15 protein-coding genes and 3 pseudogenes are annotated in these 18395 nt (G+C 43.5%); 11 read left to right on the forward strand and 7 right to left on the reverse strand.

Annotated elements, in window-relative coordinates:
* Nucleotides 1-102 precede the first annotated feature (102 nt).
* Together QUA43_RS17480 and QUA43_RS17485 are read right to left on the reverse strand one after the other, a co-directional pair.
* Nucleotides 103-813, reverse strand: coding sequence for a transposase (locus QUA43_RS17480; RefSeq protein WP_333375551.1), 711 nt, complete (start codon nt 811-813; stop codon nt 103-105).
* 47 nt (nt 814-860) lie between these two features.
* Nucleotides 861-1382, reverse strand: coding sequence for a transposase (locus QUA43_RS17485; RefSeq protein ID WP_333375554.1), 522 nt, complete (start codon nt 1380-1382; stop codon nt 861-863).
* Between the two features lie 207 nt (nt 1383-1589).
* On the opposite strand from QUA43_RS17485, the pseudogene QUA43_RS17490 reads away from it, so the two are divergent.
* The 3 genes and pseudogenes from QUA43_RS17490 to QUA43_RS30880 form a co-directional block, all read left to right on the forward strand.
* Nucleotides 1590-2210 (forward strand): annotated as a pseudogene (locus QUA43_RS17490) (IS1634 family transposase); the annotation flags it as partial.
* Nucleotides 2211-2287: 77 nt separating this feature from the next.
* Nucleotides 2288-2797: an IS1 family transposase gene (locus QUA43_RS17495; RefSeq protein WP_445301978.1), complete on the forward strand. Its 510-nt coding sequence runs from the start codon at nt 2288-2290 to the stop codon at nt 2795-2797.
* A 53-nt stretch (nt 2798-2850) separates the two neighbouring features.
* Nucleotides 2851-2949: pseudogene (locus tag QUA43_RS30880) on the forward strand (IS1 family transposase); the annotation flags it as partial.
* Between the two features lie 93 nt (nt 2950-3042).
* On the opposite strand, the pseudogene QUA43_RS17500 reads toward QUA43_RS30880, so the two are convergent.
* From QUA43_RS17500 to QUA43_RS17515, 4 genes and pseudogenes are all read right to left on the reverse strand, one after another.
* Nucleotides 3043-4538, reverse strand: a pseudogene (locus tag QUA43_RS17500) (IS5 family transposase).
* Between the two features lie 822 nt (nt 4539-5360).
* On the reverse strand, nt 5361-6077 hold the full coding sequence (locus tag QUA43_RS17505) for a GUN4 N-terminal ARM-like repeat domain-containing protein (protein ID WP_333375557.1): 717 nt from the start codon (nt 6075-6077) through the stop codon (nt 5361-5363).
* 232 nt (nt 6078-6309) lie between these two features.
* The gene (locus QUA43_RS17510) at nt 6310-6882 is read right to left on the reverse strand and encodes a hypothetical protein (protein ID WP_333326049.1); all 573 of its coding nucleotides are present in this window, start codon (nt 6880-6882) and stop codon (nt 6310-6312) included.
* Nucleotides 6883-7155: 273 nt separating this feature from the next.
* A complete protein-coding gene (locus tag QUA43_RS17515) occupies nt 7156-7365 on the reverse strand; it encodes a hypothetical protein (RefSeq protein WP_333375559.1) in 210 nt (69 codons plus the stop codon).
* Between the two features lie 1057 nt (nt 7366-8422).
* Between QUA43_RS17515 and QUA43_RS17520 the strand changes: the two genes are divergently transcribed.
* From QUA43_RS17520 to QUA43_RS17555, 8 genes are all read left to right on the forward strand, one after another.
* Nucleotides 8423-11071 (forward strand): AAA-like domain-containing protein, encoded by a 2649-nt coding sequence (locus QUA43_RS17520; RefSeq protein WP_333375561.1) that lies wholly within the window; start codon nt 8423-8425, stop codon nt 11069-11071.
* 209 nt (nt 11072-11280) lie between these two features.
* Complete coding sequence (locus QUA43_RS17525) at nt 11281-11535, forward strand: type II toxin-antitoxin system RelN family antitoxin (protein WP_333375563.1); 255 nt, start codon at nt 11281-11283, stop codon at nt 11533-11535.
* The gene (locus tag QUA43_RS17530; protein WP_333375565.1) at nt 11525-11887 is read left to right on the forward strand and encodes a type II toxin-antitoxin system RelE/ParE family toxin; all 363 of its coding nucleotides are present in this window, start codon (nt 11525-11527) and stop codon (nt 11885-11887) included. The genes QUA43_RS17525 and QUA43_RS17530 overlap by 11 nt, the downstream gene beginning before the upstream one ends.
* Nucleotides 11888-11908: 21 nt before the next feature.
* Complete coding sequence (gene ruvA, locus QUA43_RS17535) at nt 11909-12532, forward strand: Holliday junction branch migration protein RuvA (RefSeq protein ID WP_333048677.1); 624 nt, start codon at nt 11909-11911, stop codon at nt 12530-12532.
* 250 nt (nt 12533-12782) lie between these two features.
* Nucleotides 12783-13052 carry a 30S ribosomal protein S15 gene (gene rpsO / locus QUA43_RS17540; RefSeq protein ID WP_333205659.1) on the forward strand — a complete coding sequence of 90 codons (270 nt, stop codon included), beginning with the start codon at nt 12783-12785 and terminating at the stop codon, nt 13050-13052.
* A gap of 95 nt (nt 13053-13147) precedes the next feature.
* On the forward strand, nt 13148-13621 hold the full coding sequence (locus tag QUA43_RS17545) for a PAM68 family protein (RefSeq protein WP_015174481.1): 474 nt from the start codon (nt 13148-13150) through the stop codon (nt 13619-13621).
* 218 nt (nt 13622-13839) lie between these two features.
* Nucleotides 13840-14901 carry a 3-deoxy-7-phosphoheptulonate synthase gene (gene aroF / locus QUA43_RS17550; RefSeq protein WP_333375568.1) on the forward strand — a complete coding sequence of 354 codons (1062 nt, stop codon included), beginning with the start codon at nt 13840-13842 and terminating at the stop codon, nt 14899-14901.
* Nucleotides 14902-15081: 180 nt separating this feature from the next.
* Nucleotides 15082-15642 (forward strand): Uma2 family endonuclease, encoded by a 561-nt coding sequence (locus tag QUA43_RS17555; protein ID WP_333375570.1) that lies wholly within the window; start codon nt 15082-15084, stop codon nt 15640-15642.
* A gap of 105 nt (nt 15643-15747) precedes the next feature.
* On the opposite strand, the gene QUA43_RS17560 is transcribed toward QUA43_RS17555, so the two are convergent.
* Nucleotides 15748-18357, reverse strand: a complete 2610-nt coding sequence (locus QUA43_RS17560) for a dynamin family protein (protein ID WP_333375571.1) — start codon at nt 18355-18357, stop codon at nt 15748-15750.
* Nucleotides 18358-18395: the final 38 nt, after the last annotated feature.

Below are 18395 nucleotides of genomic sequence, written 5' to 3' on the forward strand. Positions count from 1 at the left end.
TCATTTTTATTTAACGATTTTACTAGCTTTTTCATTTTAACCCTTTTTTGACATATTCGCAAAAGTGAGATGCACCCCAATTATCAATACTCCGGACAGTTTTTAAGCAGCGAGAGTACCATAGGATAGGACTGACGGAAGGTTAGGGTGATTTAAAATTAAATTCGGGTCTAAATCTAACTTATCAATAAAGGTGTAAAGTATATGCCTATTGAATTCAAGGCGTTTATAAGAAGCCATCGAAAACACGAATGGATCGGGAGATGAATGACGATTATAAGCTTCATATTTGGCTAAGTTTAAAGCAGTCAGACTGGCATTAAAATGAAAATCCAGGCGTTGACCACTACAAGATTGGCAATCGGATAAACCTGTAAATTGTTTGGGATCACGAAAAATAAATTCAATTTGAAAACGAGCCCGATCATACTCAAGTATTTGCTCACCTGTCAGATCGAGAGCAGTGCTGAACAATAAAATATTTTTAATTTTACCGTTAGGTTGAACTTCTTGAAGACAAGCTAAACGTATTTGACATTTTAAACAAACACTCCATACTACTAATGAATAAAGCTTAACCCCCGGCTTGATTTCTTTGATAAAAGTTAAGTTTTTTAATTTGTTACAGTCTACTTTCCCATCATATTTGCGAGGGGCACCTATTTTGTTTTTTTCACCTGTATAGATGTAATTCAAGTTGGCGTCAGACCGTAATTTACTAATCAAATGTAAATTTGAATCCCGTACAGCATCCCAGAACTTGGCGCGACAATAATAACCGTCAGCTACCAAATAACGTACAGATTCTGGCAATATAAAACGAGTTTCTTTTAAATGTTTGGCATAGTCGTCAACTCTTGTTAATTCAGGCGTTGAGCTTTTAAATGCCTCTTTTGTTGTCTGTTTTTTTGACGTTTTTTTCCTTTAGTAGTTAGGGGACTTTTGGGTAGTTCTGTAGGAGGACGCCAGGGCGTTTGTTGTACGCTCACACTATAAGATAAATGAGTTTCAACTTCGACAAGAGAAATGACAGAAACTTCTAATCCCTCTTCAGGTCTGCCAGCTACACCATTATAAAAGGTAGCTTTACCTTCAGTCTTTTGGCCACTTTTTTTAATACATGAACAATCGATTGCAGCAATAATTGTTCGCTCAGAATTCAATGCTTTCTTGATAAAACATTGATGGAATTCACTAAAATTGAATTTTTTCAAAAAATGACGACGATAAGTTTTTTCACTCAATGAACTATAACGGCTCAGATTGGTAAAATTAACTTTGCCATAAACAAGTAATATGGTGGAAAATAAAATTACCATAAACTTTTTTTGGGATTGACTAATCCCTGACATTTGTTGTAAGATAGATTCTAGAATATTCATCGGGCATTTTTTTAAGTTCGTGTGTTTTTTGAGCTTAACGTAAAAAGTGCCTTTTTTTTGATTATCGGTTAAAATCTCAGGGAATTTTTGGCTCTGCTCGCGGAGCGTCGCTGTTCCAAAACTGTCCGAAGTATTGCAATTATTATACCTTAAAAAAACTTCAAATCATTGCATAGCAATCATTTGAGGTTGGGAAAATTCTGAATTCTTTTGAAATTAAATCCGATCGAATATCTGCGGAATGTGGGTTGTGACACCGATGCCTTGTCAGCAGCACGTCGTTTATCTACACAACTAAAATATCATAATTTAACCCAAATTAGTAGCAGACAATCGACAGCAAAATCCGGTGCTAATTCGACCAGTTCTGACATTGATAGCTCTAAGTTAATATTTAAAGTTCAAGCACAACTAGAATTAGATTCTAGTGCGGTAGCCAAAGCAACTAAAGCTAGTGGCCGATTTATCTTAGCTACTAATGTGCTGGATGCAGAGCAATTAAATCCTGATGAAATGATTGTAAAATATGAGGAACAGCAGGCAGCAGAGAGAGGGTTTGGGTTTTTGAAAGACCCACTATTTTTTACGGATAGCGTGTTTCTCAAGTCGCCGGAAAGAATCGAGGCTTTAACTTTGGTAATGGGTTTGTGTTTGTTGATTTATACTTTAGGTCAAAGGTTACTCCGGCAAAACTTGCAACTCACTAATAAAACAGTAAAAAATCAGTTAGGTAAAGAAACCAATCGACCTACTTTGCGCTGGATATTCCAAAGCTTTCAATCGATTCATACCGTTTTTATTCAAGGAATTCAACAAGTTTCTAATTTGGGTAGTGCCCTGAAGGAAAGGATCAGAGTACGTTATGATTAGAGAAGTGTTTGCCATAGCGTGATCTGACATTAGAAATTAATTGTTGCCCTAATTGTGCTTCGGAAGAAGTTAGTCGAAACGGTCAAACTCGGCATCATAAACAAAATTATAAATGCCGAGAATGTGGTCGTCAATTTGTTTTAAATCCGGCATGGAAACCTATTACAAAAGAACAAAAAGAGTTGATGTCACGGATGCTACTTGAACGTATTTCTCAGGCGGGGATTGCTCGGGTACTACAAGTGTCAGAAGATACAGTGCAGCGATACGTTAATAGCCAAGCCGCTGCTGTTAAGAAGCAAGTGGAGGTGACTCCCAAGCAAAAAAAGCGCTTGAGTGTTCAGATGGATGAGTTATGGTCATTCGTTGATAGTAAAGGAAATCAGCAGTGGGTCTGGCTGGCATTGGATGCCCAGACTAGGGAAATTGTTGGTGTACATATTGGAGATCGTAGCGCAGTATCGGAAGAGTGCTTTATGGAATTCAATGCCACCAGTGTACCGTCAGTGTGCAGTAATTTATACCGACCATTGGAGTGCTTATGATTCTGTATTGCCCAGCAAACGTCATCGGAGTGTAGACTCTCGATAGTGGTTTTACTAGCTATATCGAGCGCTTCAACTGTACTATTCGACAACGAGTGTCTCGATTGGTAAGAAAGAGCTTAGCCTTCTCTAAAAAATTAGAAAATCATATTGCTGCCATTTGGCGCTTTGTGCATCATTACAATGCTAATTTAGGGCTTGCTGAATAATCGATCGCTTTCCCAAGAACAGGAGCGATCGATTATTCAAGCTCGATTTAAGATAAGTTTTTCAGGCGTTAATTTCCTCCCAGTATAATTGGAGATTATCTTCAATCTAAAAACAGGTGTTGTTTTGCCCGAACGACATAAAAACACACAAAAAACCTGGCGCAACCAGGTAGAAAGGTTCATTACTAAAAAAGTAATAGCAATAACTGTTTCAGAAGTATTATCAAGTTTTGCCATCACTCTATTCAGACTGAATCTTCGTTTACCTTGTCCAAACTTACCCTCAATTGCATTTCTAATTCTCTCATCTGACAAGGCTTGCTTCTTTTTTTCTTTACTGACTGTTGCTGGGGGTCTTCCCAAGGGCGAACCACTGATTCTAATACCTTTTTCTTTACACCATGCTCGGTTTTCTCTTGTACGATAAATACGATCGGCATGAACTGACTCTGGATAATATCCGGTGAACCTATGATATGCTTCAAATGAGTGCTTTTAAGTCTCCTGATTCGTTGAAACTATCCCAGCTCATTCGGTCTAAAAATACATATCCCTCAAAGCAACTGGCTGATAGTTTAGCTCCAAACTCTACTTTTTTCCCTGCTTTTCCTCTGACTATGGGACGGATATGGGGTTGGCTTAAACTTACTATTCTATGCTCAATACTCTGTTTATTGTTATCAAATAACCATTGCTGTTGGCGATAGACTTATGTGAGGAATAGCAGGGTTTTATATTGCTTTTTATTCAGAGTTTTTAAAGTCGCACCTGACTCTATTAGCTGTCCAATATGAGCTAAATTTCTTTTGATATATTGGAGTTGTTTTTTAATTGCTTGTCTTTTTTTGTTTTGGGTGGGTCGTCTTTGTTTGGCTACTGCTAAGTAGTCTTTTCTCGCTAGATTTCGGTAGGTTCTTGGCTTTTTTTTTGCTTTGTCTTTTAGAGATTTATAGAGAATATCTATAATTTTTTCGGTGTGAACTCTGGCAAGGTTTAATAGTCCTAAGTCGGTCGGATAGGTAATATCGGCGGGGGCGCAGGTCGCATCTACGATCAACTTTCCTCGATTTTGTGACTCATTTTTGGCGTCCGAATCCTTTTTTTTTTCGGGTTTGCCTGCGGCGGTTTCTTGTATTTTTTTGACCATTCCTTCGTTCACTTTGTTAATTAAATTCCCACTAATCCGTTGTCGAAAGTGAACTAATAGTGATGGGTCAAATGGCAGCTCGTTACTGTAGCTTAATTGACCGATGAAGTATTGTAGATAGGGATTTTCGCGAATTTGTTCGACTGTTTCCCGATCGCTAATTCCCAGTTTTTCTTTAATAATTAATGCTCCCAATGCCATCCGAAAGGATTTGGCTGGTGCACCCATTTCTGTCGGGAAGTTTTCAGCATATTCTGACTCAAATTCTGACGCCTGGGATTAGTTGGGCCATTTTTACCCAACGGTTGTCTGCGGACAATTTAGATCCGTTGGCTAGTTCAAAGTCCAAGGGTGTGAGGGGAGCAAGCTCAGCTTTTCTGTACACGATCGCAGATGGTGATGCACGGGTTTTGATCTATTTTACCTGTTTTTCACGGCGACCTGACTCTCGCTCGCACCAGTTCTTAGCCCATGCCACGTAAAATCCGATCGATTATTCAGCAAGCCCTAATTTACAACTCTAAACGCCTACTTTCTTTGAATTCAGTTTAATTCTCTTGATCCTTTCCTTCAGGGCACTACCCTAATTTGACAGCCGAACGGTTGGTCATATTAAGTTTATTTCCAGTCACCTGTCGGTCTTATTACTTTTTGTTGTGAAATGAACTCGATTATTGATTGGTCAACCTGACTTACATTTAAATAATTTTTGATTCAGCAGTGATGTATTATTGTCATAATGCGGGCGATATATGCTGGAAATTAATAGTTATTAATGGTCTGATTTTTGACTTTTAATGGGTTAAGAAGATTGAATTAATGCCCTCATGTCAATTTTTAGGAATCCCTAACTGAGTGATGATCTCGTTGCACAGATTTTTGAGTATTTTTACTCACTATGATCTCGGATGATTCACTTTTATCCCCTCAATCTGCCTATGTGCCAGTTGGGGGTGCGGAATGTGGGTTTTATGCCTGACGGGGACTCATTCATGGCTTTTCCTCTGGCTCACTGACTTGTTTATTTTACTGGAAAAAAGCCTGAAATGATTACCCGCTAATGATTTCAGGCTTGAGGTTTTTCATTTTTCTAATTCTTCAATCTGCTTTCCTATTTGCGGAATGTGGGAGCCAACACCCCCTAAGCAACAAATGTTGGGCCGAACATCCAGCCGGCCCCCACATTCTCCAAAAGCCCCAAAACCATTCACTTCAACCAGGCAGGATGAGCCATCAAAGCTGCAAAAGGCTGCACTCCCCGCAACTGATTCGACAGCGGCAAATGACCCCTAGGCGCGCTCAAATCCCAAATAAACTCTTGCGGATACCGCGTCCAATTATTTCCCTTCTTCCAGCCAATTAGCGGCCACAACTTATCCCAATTCTTCCCCGAACCGATCCAAATTTCCCGCTGCACAGAAAACCCAAATTTGCCTTCGGAATGAACTTTCCACAGCGTATTAATTGTTTGCAAATCCGCCACCGGCAAACTCTCAACTTGCGTAAAATACAGCCACTTTCTTACGGAAGCTGTATCACCAGCTAATTCACAAAGCTTGTCTAAAGTCAAGCGATCGGCTTCTTGAAATTCCTGTAACGCCAATAATTGTTGCAGTGGAGTGTAATCAATGTTAGAGTCCGATCGCAGCGGCACAACCCCAGTGGGAAAATTCGCTTGCAAAAACTCCGCCACTCTCGGAGAATTAGCACTGTAAAGAATTTGGTAAGCCTTACCCATTACCGCAGTCGGTGCCTCTGACTTGCGCTCTAATAAAAATTCCATCAATACATCCCAACCGGAATCTGCTATTTGTTGTTGTAGCAGTTGCAGTTGAGCTTTTTCCGAACCAGACCTCAACTGAGAGCGGAGTTCGGCTGTATCGGCCGCCGAGTCTAGAGGAGAAGTAGAAATCGAGTCAGTCATGAGAAACTATCAGCTATCAGCTATCAGCTATCAGCTATTAGCTGAAGCCCTGGTTTTCCCCCATTGTACAATGGTACTGACTCCGATTCACTTCTCTGTACTCGGATGCCTGCGCGCAACGCTGCCTAGTTGAGCCGATCGCCCGCACACTTTTCGCCAATGGCAACAATAGCCAATAAGTCTACCATCTGAAATTTACGATCGATGCCATGTCAAAGAGTTTTTCTTGAACCTAGTCGTCCACGATGGAAACCCATGCAGAGAAGGAAGGCGGAAAAAAGTTTATGTCATATTCCGACTCTTCCCACTCTTTGACCCACAGCGGGACGGCGCCTGGGCGAGGAGTTGCAGCAAAGGTGCGTTCTTTGACTTCGATCGAGTGAAATAGCTGTTTTAAAGTATCTCCCCGATCCAAAGCTTCGCTGAGGATGTCGTCCAAGTCAGGATCGACCCGTTTGACACGGTTTTTGTCCTCCTCCAGCCACAGAAGTTTCAAAGACTTCAGATCTCTCGGACTGAGGATGCTCTTGTAGTACACGCGCTTAAGGGTCGCTACGGGTTCCAATGAGCGTTCGATCCGGCGAATTTGCTGAACTCGCAGGTAGTGCCATTCCGCTAAACGCTTGCTTTCCGAAGGCGGGAGAGTACCCTTGCCCGCTGCGTGTTTGTAGTCGTATTTAATCAAACTGCAAGCCATATTGGCTAGCAGATGAATCAACTGTTTTTCTTTGGGTGTCGCCTGACGCCGTTCCTGGGTTCTTGTCAATACGCGCTGTCTGCGGGTAGTTTCGAGAGTATTTTCCATTGGGTTTTTACGAGATGAAATACGATTGTGCCAGATCCGAATCCCGAACATCAGAAGGTAAGGAAGTTGATAGGCGGGGAAACTCCACCGACAGACTCGCCTTACCTGTTTATTTTCCCATCCACCGTTCTCTGAAACTGATACCCACCCCTGGGATTAGGTAGACTGATCTTGGGATCGAGTTTTAACTACCTCGATCAGAGGGGGTTGGGACAACAAGCACCACAACTACAACCACAACCGCATCAGAGCGAACCACACTCCGGGCGCCAATTATTTCCTGCCTTTACCCGTTTTTACCTCTTCTTGGTCCCCATCCTCATTCGTTCCAGTGTAGTTAAAGTCAGGACGACTCTCCCAAGCCGTCACACTACTGGCTGATGAAGGTTGTGTGGCGATCGCTGAAGCGCTGGCGCTGCCTGCCTGGAAAAAGCCGAAGCCAGCCGAGGCAATTACCCCTAATACTAAGATGCTGTTTTTCATGTTCGATGACCCTGATTTCCGTAGATTGACACTTTTTGGCTAACCCGATCTGTCAGAAATGGGTTGATGCAATAGCCCACTTGTCTTCTGATAAATCTGCCTGCCATAATCAATTCAGACAGGCACACCCGCTTGCGATCGGAAACGCCGGAAGTGACGTGTTACTAATGTCCACGATCATCCATCAACCCGAATCTTTTGGGTAGTGGAGCGAAAGCCATCAGGGCGTCGATCCATCAGGGAGTTATGCCATCAGGGTGCTAATCCATCGGGTAGTTAAGCCATCAGGGCGCATCTTCTACAATTAGCCACACACTTAACTTTAATAGTTGAGTAAGTGGTTAGCCTGGTACTGACAAAGCCTTTAAGAATTAAACTTTTTGTGGATGCATCCTGAAAAGTTTGTTCTTAGGAATTCCCGAACGCGAAAGCCCGGGGAAAGTCAGCAGCATGGAATTCCATGCAATCTAAGTCAACTAAAAAAACGCAGATTAACGATATCTCCCACTCAAGCAGTCCTCAGCAAAACGCTGGGGTTTTTTATTGGCAGCCATTGCGAGCGCGTTTTTCTCCGGCATCCGGCAGGCGGATCTAAAGCCAGAAGGTTGACGGCGCTGTGGTTAGGAGTTTCCCTGCCCACATCATACCACCGGGTGAATTTTAAAGTATTATTGTAAAAAAATGTAAAAAAAACGGCATTTTAGCGTTCTCAATCCGATCGAGTGAAAATTCATCAATTATGTGAACGAGTGTAAAAAATCAAGTGCCGGGGTACAATTGGGCCGATCGTAGGATTTTGGGGCGAACGCTTGCAAAGATACGGTAAAGATTGACGAGAAGAAAGCTGAGCTAGTAGACAATAGAGAAAGAGGAACAAAAATTTTCTACCATAGTAAAGCCGATTCAAAAAAAACAATGCAAATGCAACACGCAAACTCCAAACCCTTATTGAATAAGTCATTCGCCAATCTAAAATCTAAAATCTAAAATGGTATAAGCAGGCAATAATTCCAATTTGTAACCTTTCGATCGCACAGCATAGGGGCGTAAAATCTTGATGAATTCCCAGATGACAGCAGAAGTCAACTCAACGTACCAATATCAAGTCGGAGGATATTTGCCTGCCGGTGCGCCCACCTATGTCAGGCGATCGGCAGACAGCGATCTCTACGAAGGACTCAAAGCCGGAGACTTTTGCTACGTGTTGAGTTCGCCACAAATGGGAAAGTCCAGCCTGCTAGTCCAAACGGCCAAAAGGTTGCAAGCCGAAGGTACAGTTTTTGCCGCCATCAACTTGAGAAGCATCAGCAGCCCAGATATCTCCCCCCAAAAGTGGTACGCAGCAATCATGTACCGTATGGCAAGCAGTTTACACATCACAAACAGGTTTGATGCCATCAAGTGGTGGAACGATCGGGAACTGCTGCCGCCGGTACAGCGATTAGAGATATTTATCGAAAAAGTTTTGCTCAAGTCACTTCAGCAAAATCTGGTAATTTTCATTGATGACATTGACAGCATCAGCCGCCTAAATTTCAGTACCAGCGATTTTTTTGCTTTGATCCGGGCTTGTTACTCCAAGCGGGCAGAGCAACCGGAATACGATCGCCTGACTTTTGCTGTTATGGGAGTAGCAGCCCCCTCAGAATTGATCCGAGATCCAAAATGCAACCCTTTTAATATTGGACGGCAGATTCATTTAAGTCGATTCCAACTGCACGAAAGTTTGCCGCTAGCAAAAGGATTAGCCCTGAAAGCTTTTCGCCCCCAAAAAGTGCTCCAAGAAATATTAACTTGGACTGGCGGCCAACCGTTTCTAACTCAAAAAGTTTGCCACTTGGTACTTGAATACGGACCTTTTATTGGCAGAAATTCCGAAGCTCAGCAGGTTGAAAAACTGGTCAAACACAGAATTATTAAAAATTGGGAAGAAGAAGACGAACCCCAACATTTGATACCCATACGCGATCGCATTTTCCATAGCCACTGCGACCTCACGCGGCTGTTAACGCTGTACCAGCAAGCTTTGCAACCGATCAAGGCAACAAAACCGGGGGAATCGCAAGGAATACCAGCAGAATACTCTCCCGAAAAAATCGAATTGCAACTGTCAGGACTGGTTGTTAAATCTCAGGGTAAATTAATAGTTGCCAACCTAATTTATCAGTCAGTTTTTAATCGATTCTGGGTAGAAAAAGAGCTGGGAAAATTGGCTCCGTACCACTCCGCGCTAGCAGCATGGCTGGCTTCAGACCGCGAAGATGAATCGCTGTTATTGACAGGGGAAAGTTTGCAGTCAGCTTTGGATTGGGCTGCGGACAAACAATTAAGCCAAGAACACTATTGGTTCTTGAATCCCGATCGAACTTTTGGGGAAAAACCGACAGTGGTTGTCGCACAAGTTGCAGACAGCAGCGTAGACACAGATGCAGACAGCCGCATCCTCACCCCGCCCTCAGATAGTGTTCCAACTGGCAGCAACGAACAGAGATTGTACGATCACATCGTCTCCTGCGTGGAAACAGAATCCCCCGCACAGGTGATCGAGCGGTTCCGAAAGCTATTTATCGACGGCATGGGCTATCCCGATCGAGAGATAGAAGCAACTTTGTACAGTATAGTCTCCGTCAAGCGATCGGATCAGCACTTTAAATATATCCTCCACCGCTGCTGCTACATCCCGATCAACCGCTGGCAATTGCAATCACAAAATCAGTTCGCGATCGCCAAGTTGGTAGCTTTATTTAAGCAGACTTCTCCACGATTTGGGATGGAATTTTACATAGTCAAGCGCTTGCAAGAACAAATAGCTTTCTTTACTAAAAGTGAAGAATTCCAGACCCTAGAGCGCTTAGTAAAAGCCCTAGATAGAGAGGCGGAACCGCAGACACAAGATACTGATTATCCTTTGGGCGAATTGATATGTCGGTATCCTTATTTGTACGGGTATTCTCTGCTGAGCAAGGACAGCATTGAGGAAGACCAACAAACCATTCAAAAACTGGCATTTCAAAGGCAACGACAATTTGAAACACATTTGTCTCAATATTTGAATTATATGGTTGAGCCGAGAAATACAGAAATAGGAATTGTGCAGCGGGCTGCTAATCCCACACTTTTGAACGATGCAGAACTGCACTTAGCGGTCAGGGAATTTGCGGGAAAAGTAGCAGGCGATCGCAGCTACAAAGAAGCGGCTCAATTTTTCCTGAGAGATTCCAGAAAAACTCCATCTTACGGCTCATTTAAAGTTGATTTATATGAATATTTAATATCGTCGGTAGAACCCGAATACGGGGGGCGTCAATTTAATGACCGTTTGTACAAACAAATCAAAAATACATTGCGAGAAAATGATTCGGTGAAATTCAATAATCCATTGTTAGTTCGGACTTGCCACCAGTTGTTCAATTTCTTAGTAGTGGAAAATGCTCAACATCCCAGCCACTATGTTTTTTACGACTTGGTGTACAACCTCGGCGCCAGCAGGACAATGGGTTTACTGCTGAAACTTGTACTGCTTTCGGGCAAAGTCAAACCAGAGTTGGAAAAGCGATTTTCTATTTTGTTCAATCACTATGAAGGTAAAGCTTCTAATGAAATTATGTGGTTTGTCAAATCATTGGAAAATTTTAATGTGGCTTTGGTTATGAATTTTGGTAAGACGGATTTGTCTTTGGTTAAACAGCAGCTTATTTTGACTTGATATCAATTCCGGTTGCACTCCTTATTATTGTTGACTGTTGACTGTTGACTGTTGACTGTTGACGGGCGGGTCGAAAAACTGAATGGTTGAGTGTTAACTGTTGACTCGATTTTATGATTCCGATGCAACCGGAAACGATATGACAAAAACAAAATCGATCGGGCGGCCTTATATAATAGTATTAACTCAAAAAAATTAAGGAAAAACAAATGAAAGCCTTTGAAGTCACAGGAACGATCGACGAAAAAGGTCAATTAATTCTCGATCGACCTTTAACACTAGACACTCCGGGCCCCGTGCGAATCATCGTCCTCTTTCAGGAACCTACAGATGAAGGTGAAGACGACCCCGACGATACTCCAGTTGCAGAAGTAAAAGCTAGTCTCAGAAGAGCGTTGCAGCAAGCTAAAACCGGACAAACCCGACCAATCTCTGAACTGTGGGAGAGAATCGATGCCGAATGAAGCCGAAGCAATCACTATCAGATTTGCGGATGACTTTGAAGCAAATTTGTATGCCCTCGCGAAAAGATATCGCAGTATCCGCAATGATGTCCAGCCCGTAATTGAACAAATACAGGCTGGCAATTTTATTGGCGATCGCATTCCCGGAATGGGCGATGATTATATCATCTTAAAAGTCCGGGTGAAAAACAGCAACATCCAAAAAGGGAAAAGTGCAGGGTATCGCATGATTTATCAAGTCGAATCGCCCGTCAGCGTACTTTTGTTAACCATTTACTCAAAATCAGATCGAACAGATATCAGTCTCAACGAAATCCGCAACATCATCGCCGACTTTGATGAAAACGAATAGCGGTGTATTATTATTAATTTTATGATTAGCTATCTCAAAGGCACAGTCGCCGATATCGCCAAAGGCAGCAACCGCGTCATATTGACTCTCGAAGTCAATCAAATCGGCTATGAAATCCAAATTTTGCCCCGCGTGACCGGTCAATTGCCAGCATCCGGCGAAGTCGCCCAAATATTTACTCACCAGCAAGTTAAGGAAGACCAAATCGTATTGTACGGTTTTGGTAGCGCGGCAGAACGCGATTTGTTTCGGCAGTTGACGAGTGTCAGCGGTGTGGGTGCTCAACTGGCGATCGCACTTCTCGATACTTTAGGATTGCAAGATTTAGTCCAGGCGATCGTCGGCGGTAACACCCGCATCCTCGCCAAAACTCCGGGCGTGGGTACCAAAACCGCAGAACGTCTCGCCCTCGAACTCAAAAGCAAACTCTCCGAATGGCGACAGCAAGCAGGTTTGACAACTTCAGTCGCCGCCGGAGTCCCCCCAGCTATTCAAGAAGAAGTCGAGATGATCCTGCTGGCGATGGGATACACTGGGGCTGAAGTCTTGCAAGCGCTGCAAACCCTCAGTCAAGACAGCACTTTGTCCGCCAAAGGTAATGCGGATGATTGGATACGTGAGGCGATCGCCTATTTGAGCCGATAATCCCCTACAATGATCATCCCCTACAATATCTAGCCGCCGGGAATAAAAACCCAGGACGGGCGGGACGCCCATCCCACAATTTTTTTTCCTGTGGGATGGGCGTCCCGCCCGTCCTAAGTATGTTTACAATTCAAGTCTATTCTGCTCAACAAACGAACCCATCCTTAGCAAAAATTTTATCGTTATTATGCTTCCCCTGTGATAACATTGGAGATTGTGACAATCGTACAAAAAAAACTAAAATCAATTCATGGCTCTTACACAACAGCGCAAACAAGAAATCATGGGCGACTTCCAAACCCATGAAACCGATACCGGCTCAGCAGATCTCCAAGTCGCCATGCTGACCGATCGCATCACCAAACTCAGCGCCCACCTGAAAATCAACCAAAAAGACTTCGCCTCCCGGCGCGGTTTGATGATGATGATCAGCCGCCGCAAGCGCCTGCTGGCATACATCCAAAAGCAAAATGTCGATCGCTACAAAGCATTGATTGCCCGCCTAGGCATTCGCGGCTAAACACCAAAGCCAAAATTTGCGACAATATTCTTTAATCTTGGACAAACACCAAGACTTATTGAAAAATGTTCGAGATTTCAGGTCAGAGATAAAATATGTCCTCCGAACCACCCCGCAAGCGCTTGCCCTTTGAACCGGCAACAAATCGTAAAAAAACGCCTAAAAAGCCCCCAGAACCCCAAGCAAGCGTAGCCTTAGAGTCGGATTCTGCCGACAAGCAGCCGAAAGCTAACAAAACCGGAAAACAGGCGCAATCCATCCCAGAAGTAGTCAGCCAACGCATGATATCTCGCATAGCGGTATTCTGCGGCATACCGACAATCCTGGGAATTTCCACATTTTTTGTCAGCTATTTGATAGTCAGCAAAGGCTTGTTTGATTTGCCCAACACAGCAGTATTGCTGGTAAGCATGGGCTGTTTTGGTCTAGGCGTTCTGGGATTAAGCTACGGAGTCCTCTCAGCTTCCTGGGATGAAGAAGTTTCAGGAAGCACTCTGGGGTGGGAAGAATTTAATACCAATTTTGGACGGATGCGAGAAGCGTGGCGCGCCGCGAAGCCAAAAAGTTAGTCATTAGTCATTAGTCATTAGTTATTAGTTATTAGTCATTAGCTAAAAACTAAGCTGTTAACCATCTAGAGTTTGTATTTGGGGAGGGAATAAGAACCCACCCAGAACAATGCTAATAATACTGATATAAATAGATTCTCGATCGCCATTGCATCTATTTTTCTCAGTGCATCAGAGTCATCATCCGTTTCTAGCCCAACAGAAAAGGCAAAAAAAATATGATTATTGTAATGAAAGCCGGCACTCCAGAAGCCGAGATCGATCGCATCGACGAAGAGCTCCGCACTAGCTGGGGTTTGATACCAGAAAAAATTGTCGGCCGTTACAAAACCGTCATGGGTTTGGTGGGCGACACCGTTGAGCTCGAACCGATGCAACTGCGCGAAATGAGCACCTGGATTGAAGAAGTGCTGCGCGTGGAAAAACCCTACAAACGCGCTTCTCTCGAATATCGCCAAGGAGAAGCCAGCGAAGTAGCGGTTGCTACTCCTTTAGGAACTGTAACGATCGGCTTGCATCACCCGATCGCGATCGTAGCAGGCCCTTGCTCGGTCGAAAACGAAGAAATGATTGTCGAAACGGCAATGCGCGTCAAAGCTGCTGGAGCTCATTTTCTCCGTGGTGGCGCGTACAAACCGAGAACTTCCCCCTACGCTTTCCAAGGCCACGGCGAGAGTGCTTTGGGATTGCTAGCTGCGGCCCGGGAAGCTAGCGGTTTGGGAATTATCACAGAAGTTATGGATGCGGCGGACTTAAGTGCGATCGTGGAAGTAGCCGACGTGGTACAAGTCGGGGCGAGAAATATGCAGAATTTCTCACTGTTGAAGAAAGTCGGAGCTCAAGACAAACCTGTTTTGCTGAAGCGCGGCATTTCCGCCACCATTGAAGAATGGTTGATGGCTGCTGAGTATATCATGGCTTCTGGCAATCCGAACGTGATTTTGTGCGAGCGCGGAATTCGCGGGTATGACAGGCAATATACACGCAATACCCTAGATTTGTCGGCGGTTCCAGTATTGCGGACTCTGACTCACTTACCGATTATGGTTGACCCGAGTCACGGCACCGGTTGGGCGCAGTTTGTACCGTCAATGGCGTTTGCTTCGATCGCCTCTGGTACTGATTCGCTGATGATTGAAGTGCACCCGAATCCGAAAAAAGCTTTGTCTGACGGGCCGCAATCTTTAACACCGGATCAGTTCGACAAGTTGATGGAAGAATTGGCGGTGATTGGTAAAGTCATGAACCGTTGGCCGCAGCCCGTGCCAGTGTTGGCATAAAAACAGGCGAAACGCCTAACCTAAAATGCGATCGCTGTTAAATCCCCGACTTTTTTAAGAAGTCGGGGATTTTGTTATTCGGTTTTTGGAATAGAGGCCCAGGGGCGATCGTACTTCTAGGAATGTTGGGAAATTTTGTATAATTGATATTTGAGTTAATTAGCGAGAGGGCTGGGAGTCATGGTAGGCATCGAAACCAAACTCACTTTAGCAGAATTTCTAGCTTTGCCCGACGGAGATGTATATTGTGAGTTTGTAGATGGTGAAGCAGTTCCTAAAGTGTCTCCAAAATTTTTTCATTCCAGTTTACAGGGAGCTTTGTGTGACCTGATTCGTGTATGGTGTAAAGGACGCGGGCGAGTGCTTCCAGAATGGGCAATTTTGTTAAAACGTCAGGATAAAGATTGGGTACCTGTTCCCGATTTAACGTACATTTCTTATGAACGTCTGCCGAAAAGTTGGCGGCGAAATGAAGCTTGTCCTGCAATTCCTGAACTGGTGATTGAGATTATATCGCCGGATCAAAGTATGAAGGAATTTGAAGAGAAGGCGAAAGATTATTTGGCGGCGGGCGTTCCGCGAGTTTGGGTGATTGATCCAGAGGCTATTTTAATTAAAAGTTTTTTGACCGATGGTTCTAGTCAAGTTTATACGGATAATACACTAATTTTGGATGAGTTGCTGCCTGGTTTGGAGTTGACGACTAGGCAGATTTTTGAAGAAGCGGAATTGATTGATTGATTAAGTTACCCACAGTCAGGACACGGCATTGCCGTGTCCCTACAATCAATCGGGGTAGGGAAACGGCACTGCCGTGTCCTCCGTATCATTCCGTTACTCATTGAATTAGCGATCGCTCTGATTTAAAATAGCTTCAATTTGATTCTGTACTTGTTCGAGTTCTCGACGTTTGTCAGCCAGCCAAAGTTTTTGGGCTTCGCATTCTGCTCGCTCTCGATCGTGCTTTTCCTGCTGTTCTAATAAATTTTCCCACAGACAGATAGCTTTTGACATCGCATCGCTATTCGCATCAGCGCGATCGTCAAATACTGCAATAATCCTTTCTTGTACCTTCTCAAAAATCGACTCTGCCGATTCGCCAAATTTCTCAAAGCCTAATTCAACGACTTTTTGCTTAATCTGATCTTTAACAGCATCGCCATCTAAAAAACTAAAGCCAAAACCGCCACCAGCGCCAGCAGCTAAGCCACCCAAAATAACTCCTATAAAACCAAGTCCTGTAAAAAATAGCAACCCAGCACCTACTAATGCACCTAGACCCAAACCAACGCCTAAGCTTTCATCACTACCGATATTTGGGTTAATTGATGAAGCAATTCCCCTTCCACTTCCGCCAAATCCGCCTAAGCTACCTGCTGTTGCTAAGTTATTGAATTGAGCGACAAGGCTAGTGCTGAGTTGCTGGTCAAACTGTTGAAATTCTTGCCGTATTGCATCAATATCTTCACCGATTTGGCTGTCTAGCACTCCCATATTTTGTTTTAAAATAGACTGTACTTTTTGATTTCCCCAGTCATCAATTTCTTCGGTGATGTCTCGTACAAATTGATCGGCATAATCTTTAGTCAACTTGTCTTGACTCATGATGTGTCCGTGTTCGGAAGTCCAGCGATGACTTTTTGATAGCAAACGTTCTCCCAATTCTTCCACCCATTGATGCCAAGATTCAAGAGTTTCGTCTAAAGATTGCTGCATCAGTTCATCCGCTAAAAGTTTGATTTTTACATCGCGGCCACTTACTTCCGCCATTTGTTCAAAAATCTTCGCCTTATCTCCTGGGGAAACTGTCAATTTTCCTTCTAACATTTCCCTATATTGACTCAATTCATCGCAGCCAGTATTAATAATTTGCTTAATTTCGGTGGCGGACTGCCGAAGTGCGATCGCGCCTCTTTCAACTGTCAAAAACTGTTCCAGAGATTTGGTAAAATCCTGAAAAGATTTCACATACTCATTTTCCGTCCCGTCCAAAATCGCATCGAGTGCAGATTGAGCAGAAATAAAATGAATCCGGTTTTCACCTGCAATCAAATTGTGCTTTTTATCAAAGGCAAACTTTTCTACCTTTTCTTTTACCTGTTGGCTGCTTCCTTCCCTACGCAGCAAATCGGCAAAATTAACTAAAACAAAAATATTCTTCGCAGCTTCATCATTTTTCCCAGGATTCAACTCTTTTTTCAAATACAACAGCAATTCCCGCTCTTTTTCTGTCAAAGCCATTTGAGCGTGAGTCAAAAAAATCACCGCATCAGTTGTTTTGAGAACCTGTTCCGTAACTAACGTGCGTTCCGCTTGTTCGTTCAATCCGGGAGTATCAATAATTTCTACACCATTGGTACACAATTCGAGATTCGGATGCTCGAAAATGATTTCTGTGATTTCTGACTTGACAGTTTCATCTCCAAAAGAACCTAAAGCAGCTTCCTCAGAAATCGAGGCTTTCTCTTGATATTGATCGGGTGAAATCTCCTCCTCGCCTCCATCTGTATATTTGCAAATCACCCGCTGCTGCGGCCCGTATTTCAAAACTGTCACCGTACCGCTACAGGGAATATCCCGCACTGGTTGAATTTCCTCACCTAGCAAAGCATTGAGTAAAGTAGATTTGCCTTTGCTGAACTCGCCGACAACAGCAACTCGAAAACATTGAGACTCTAATTTACGAGATATTTTTGTGACTTCTTCTGTTAAACTAGCAGATAGCACGTTGCGATCGCTTCCATCTAGCAAGGTTAAATATAGTTTGCCACAAACAGCGTTAAGTTGTTGCCGATACTCCTGAAACTTTTTCAACTCCTGATAGGACGAAACTGACTGTTTGCGATTTGTTTGCTGTTTGGGTTTTGCTGGCAAATGTTCGATAATGTGACTGGCTGCACGGACAAACAAAGAATCGAGAGATTGAAATCTTGCTGGATCGAGTAACGAATGGACTTCTGCTAAAGCTGTTGTATCCCTTATTGTTTGACTGCTAAAACTCGCTTCCAAAACAGTCAAATATCGCCCGTCGATTCCGAGTCTGTTGGCGATGATTTGCAAATACTGTTTTTCGCGATCGTCCATCGTTCCATCGGCTGCCGACATCTGATAGCCAAAACTAATTAGCAGCAATTTTTCCACCTCAGAAAAACACGCTGTCAGCGCCAACAACACCGGAAATTTCTTGTAAACTTGATGTTGCGTCACGCTTTTAAGCATTGGCATTACCAATTTTTGCAAACTGTTATTAGCAGGAATAAGTTCCTTCAAAGTTGTCGCCAGTTGCTGCTTTTCTTCAGCGCCAAAAGTACCGTCGGCATTAATGACTCCCAACAACACCGTCACCAGCCCCGCCAGAAACAGAATCGGAGGAGTAATATCCTCTTTTCGTAGGTTTTGCCCTGTCAGCCGCGAAACAAGCTCAACTGTTTGAGAACTAATTAACGAAGTATTCATTTGTAGCGCCTAATAATATTTCTTTTATTAAATGGATC

Origin of the sequence: Microcoleus sp. N9_B4 (assembly GCF_036701635.1) — a bacterium.
Classification (GTDB): Bacteria; Cyanobacteriota; Cyanobacteriia; order Cyanobacteriales; family Microcoleaceae; genus Microcoleus.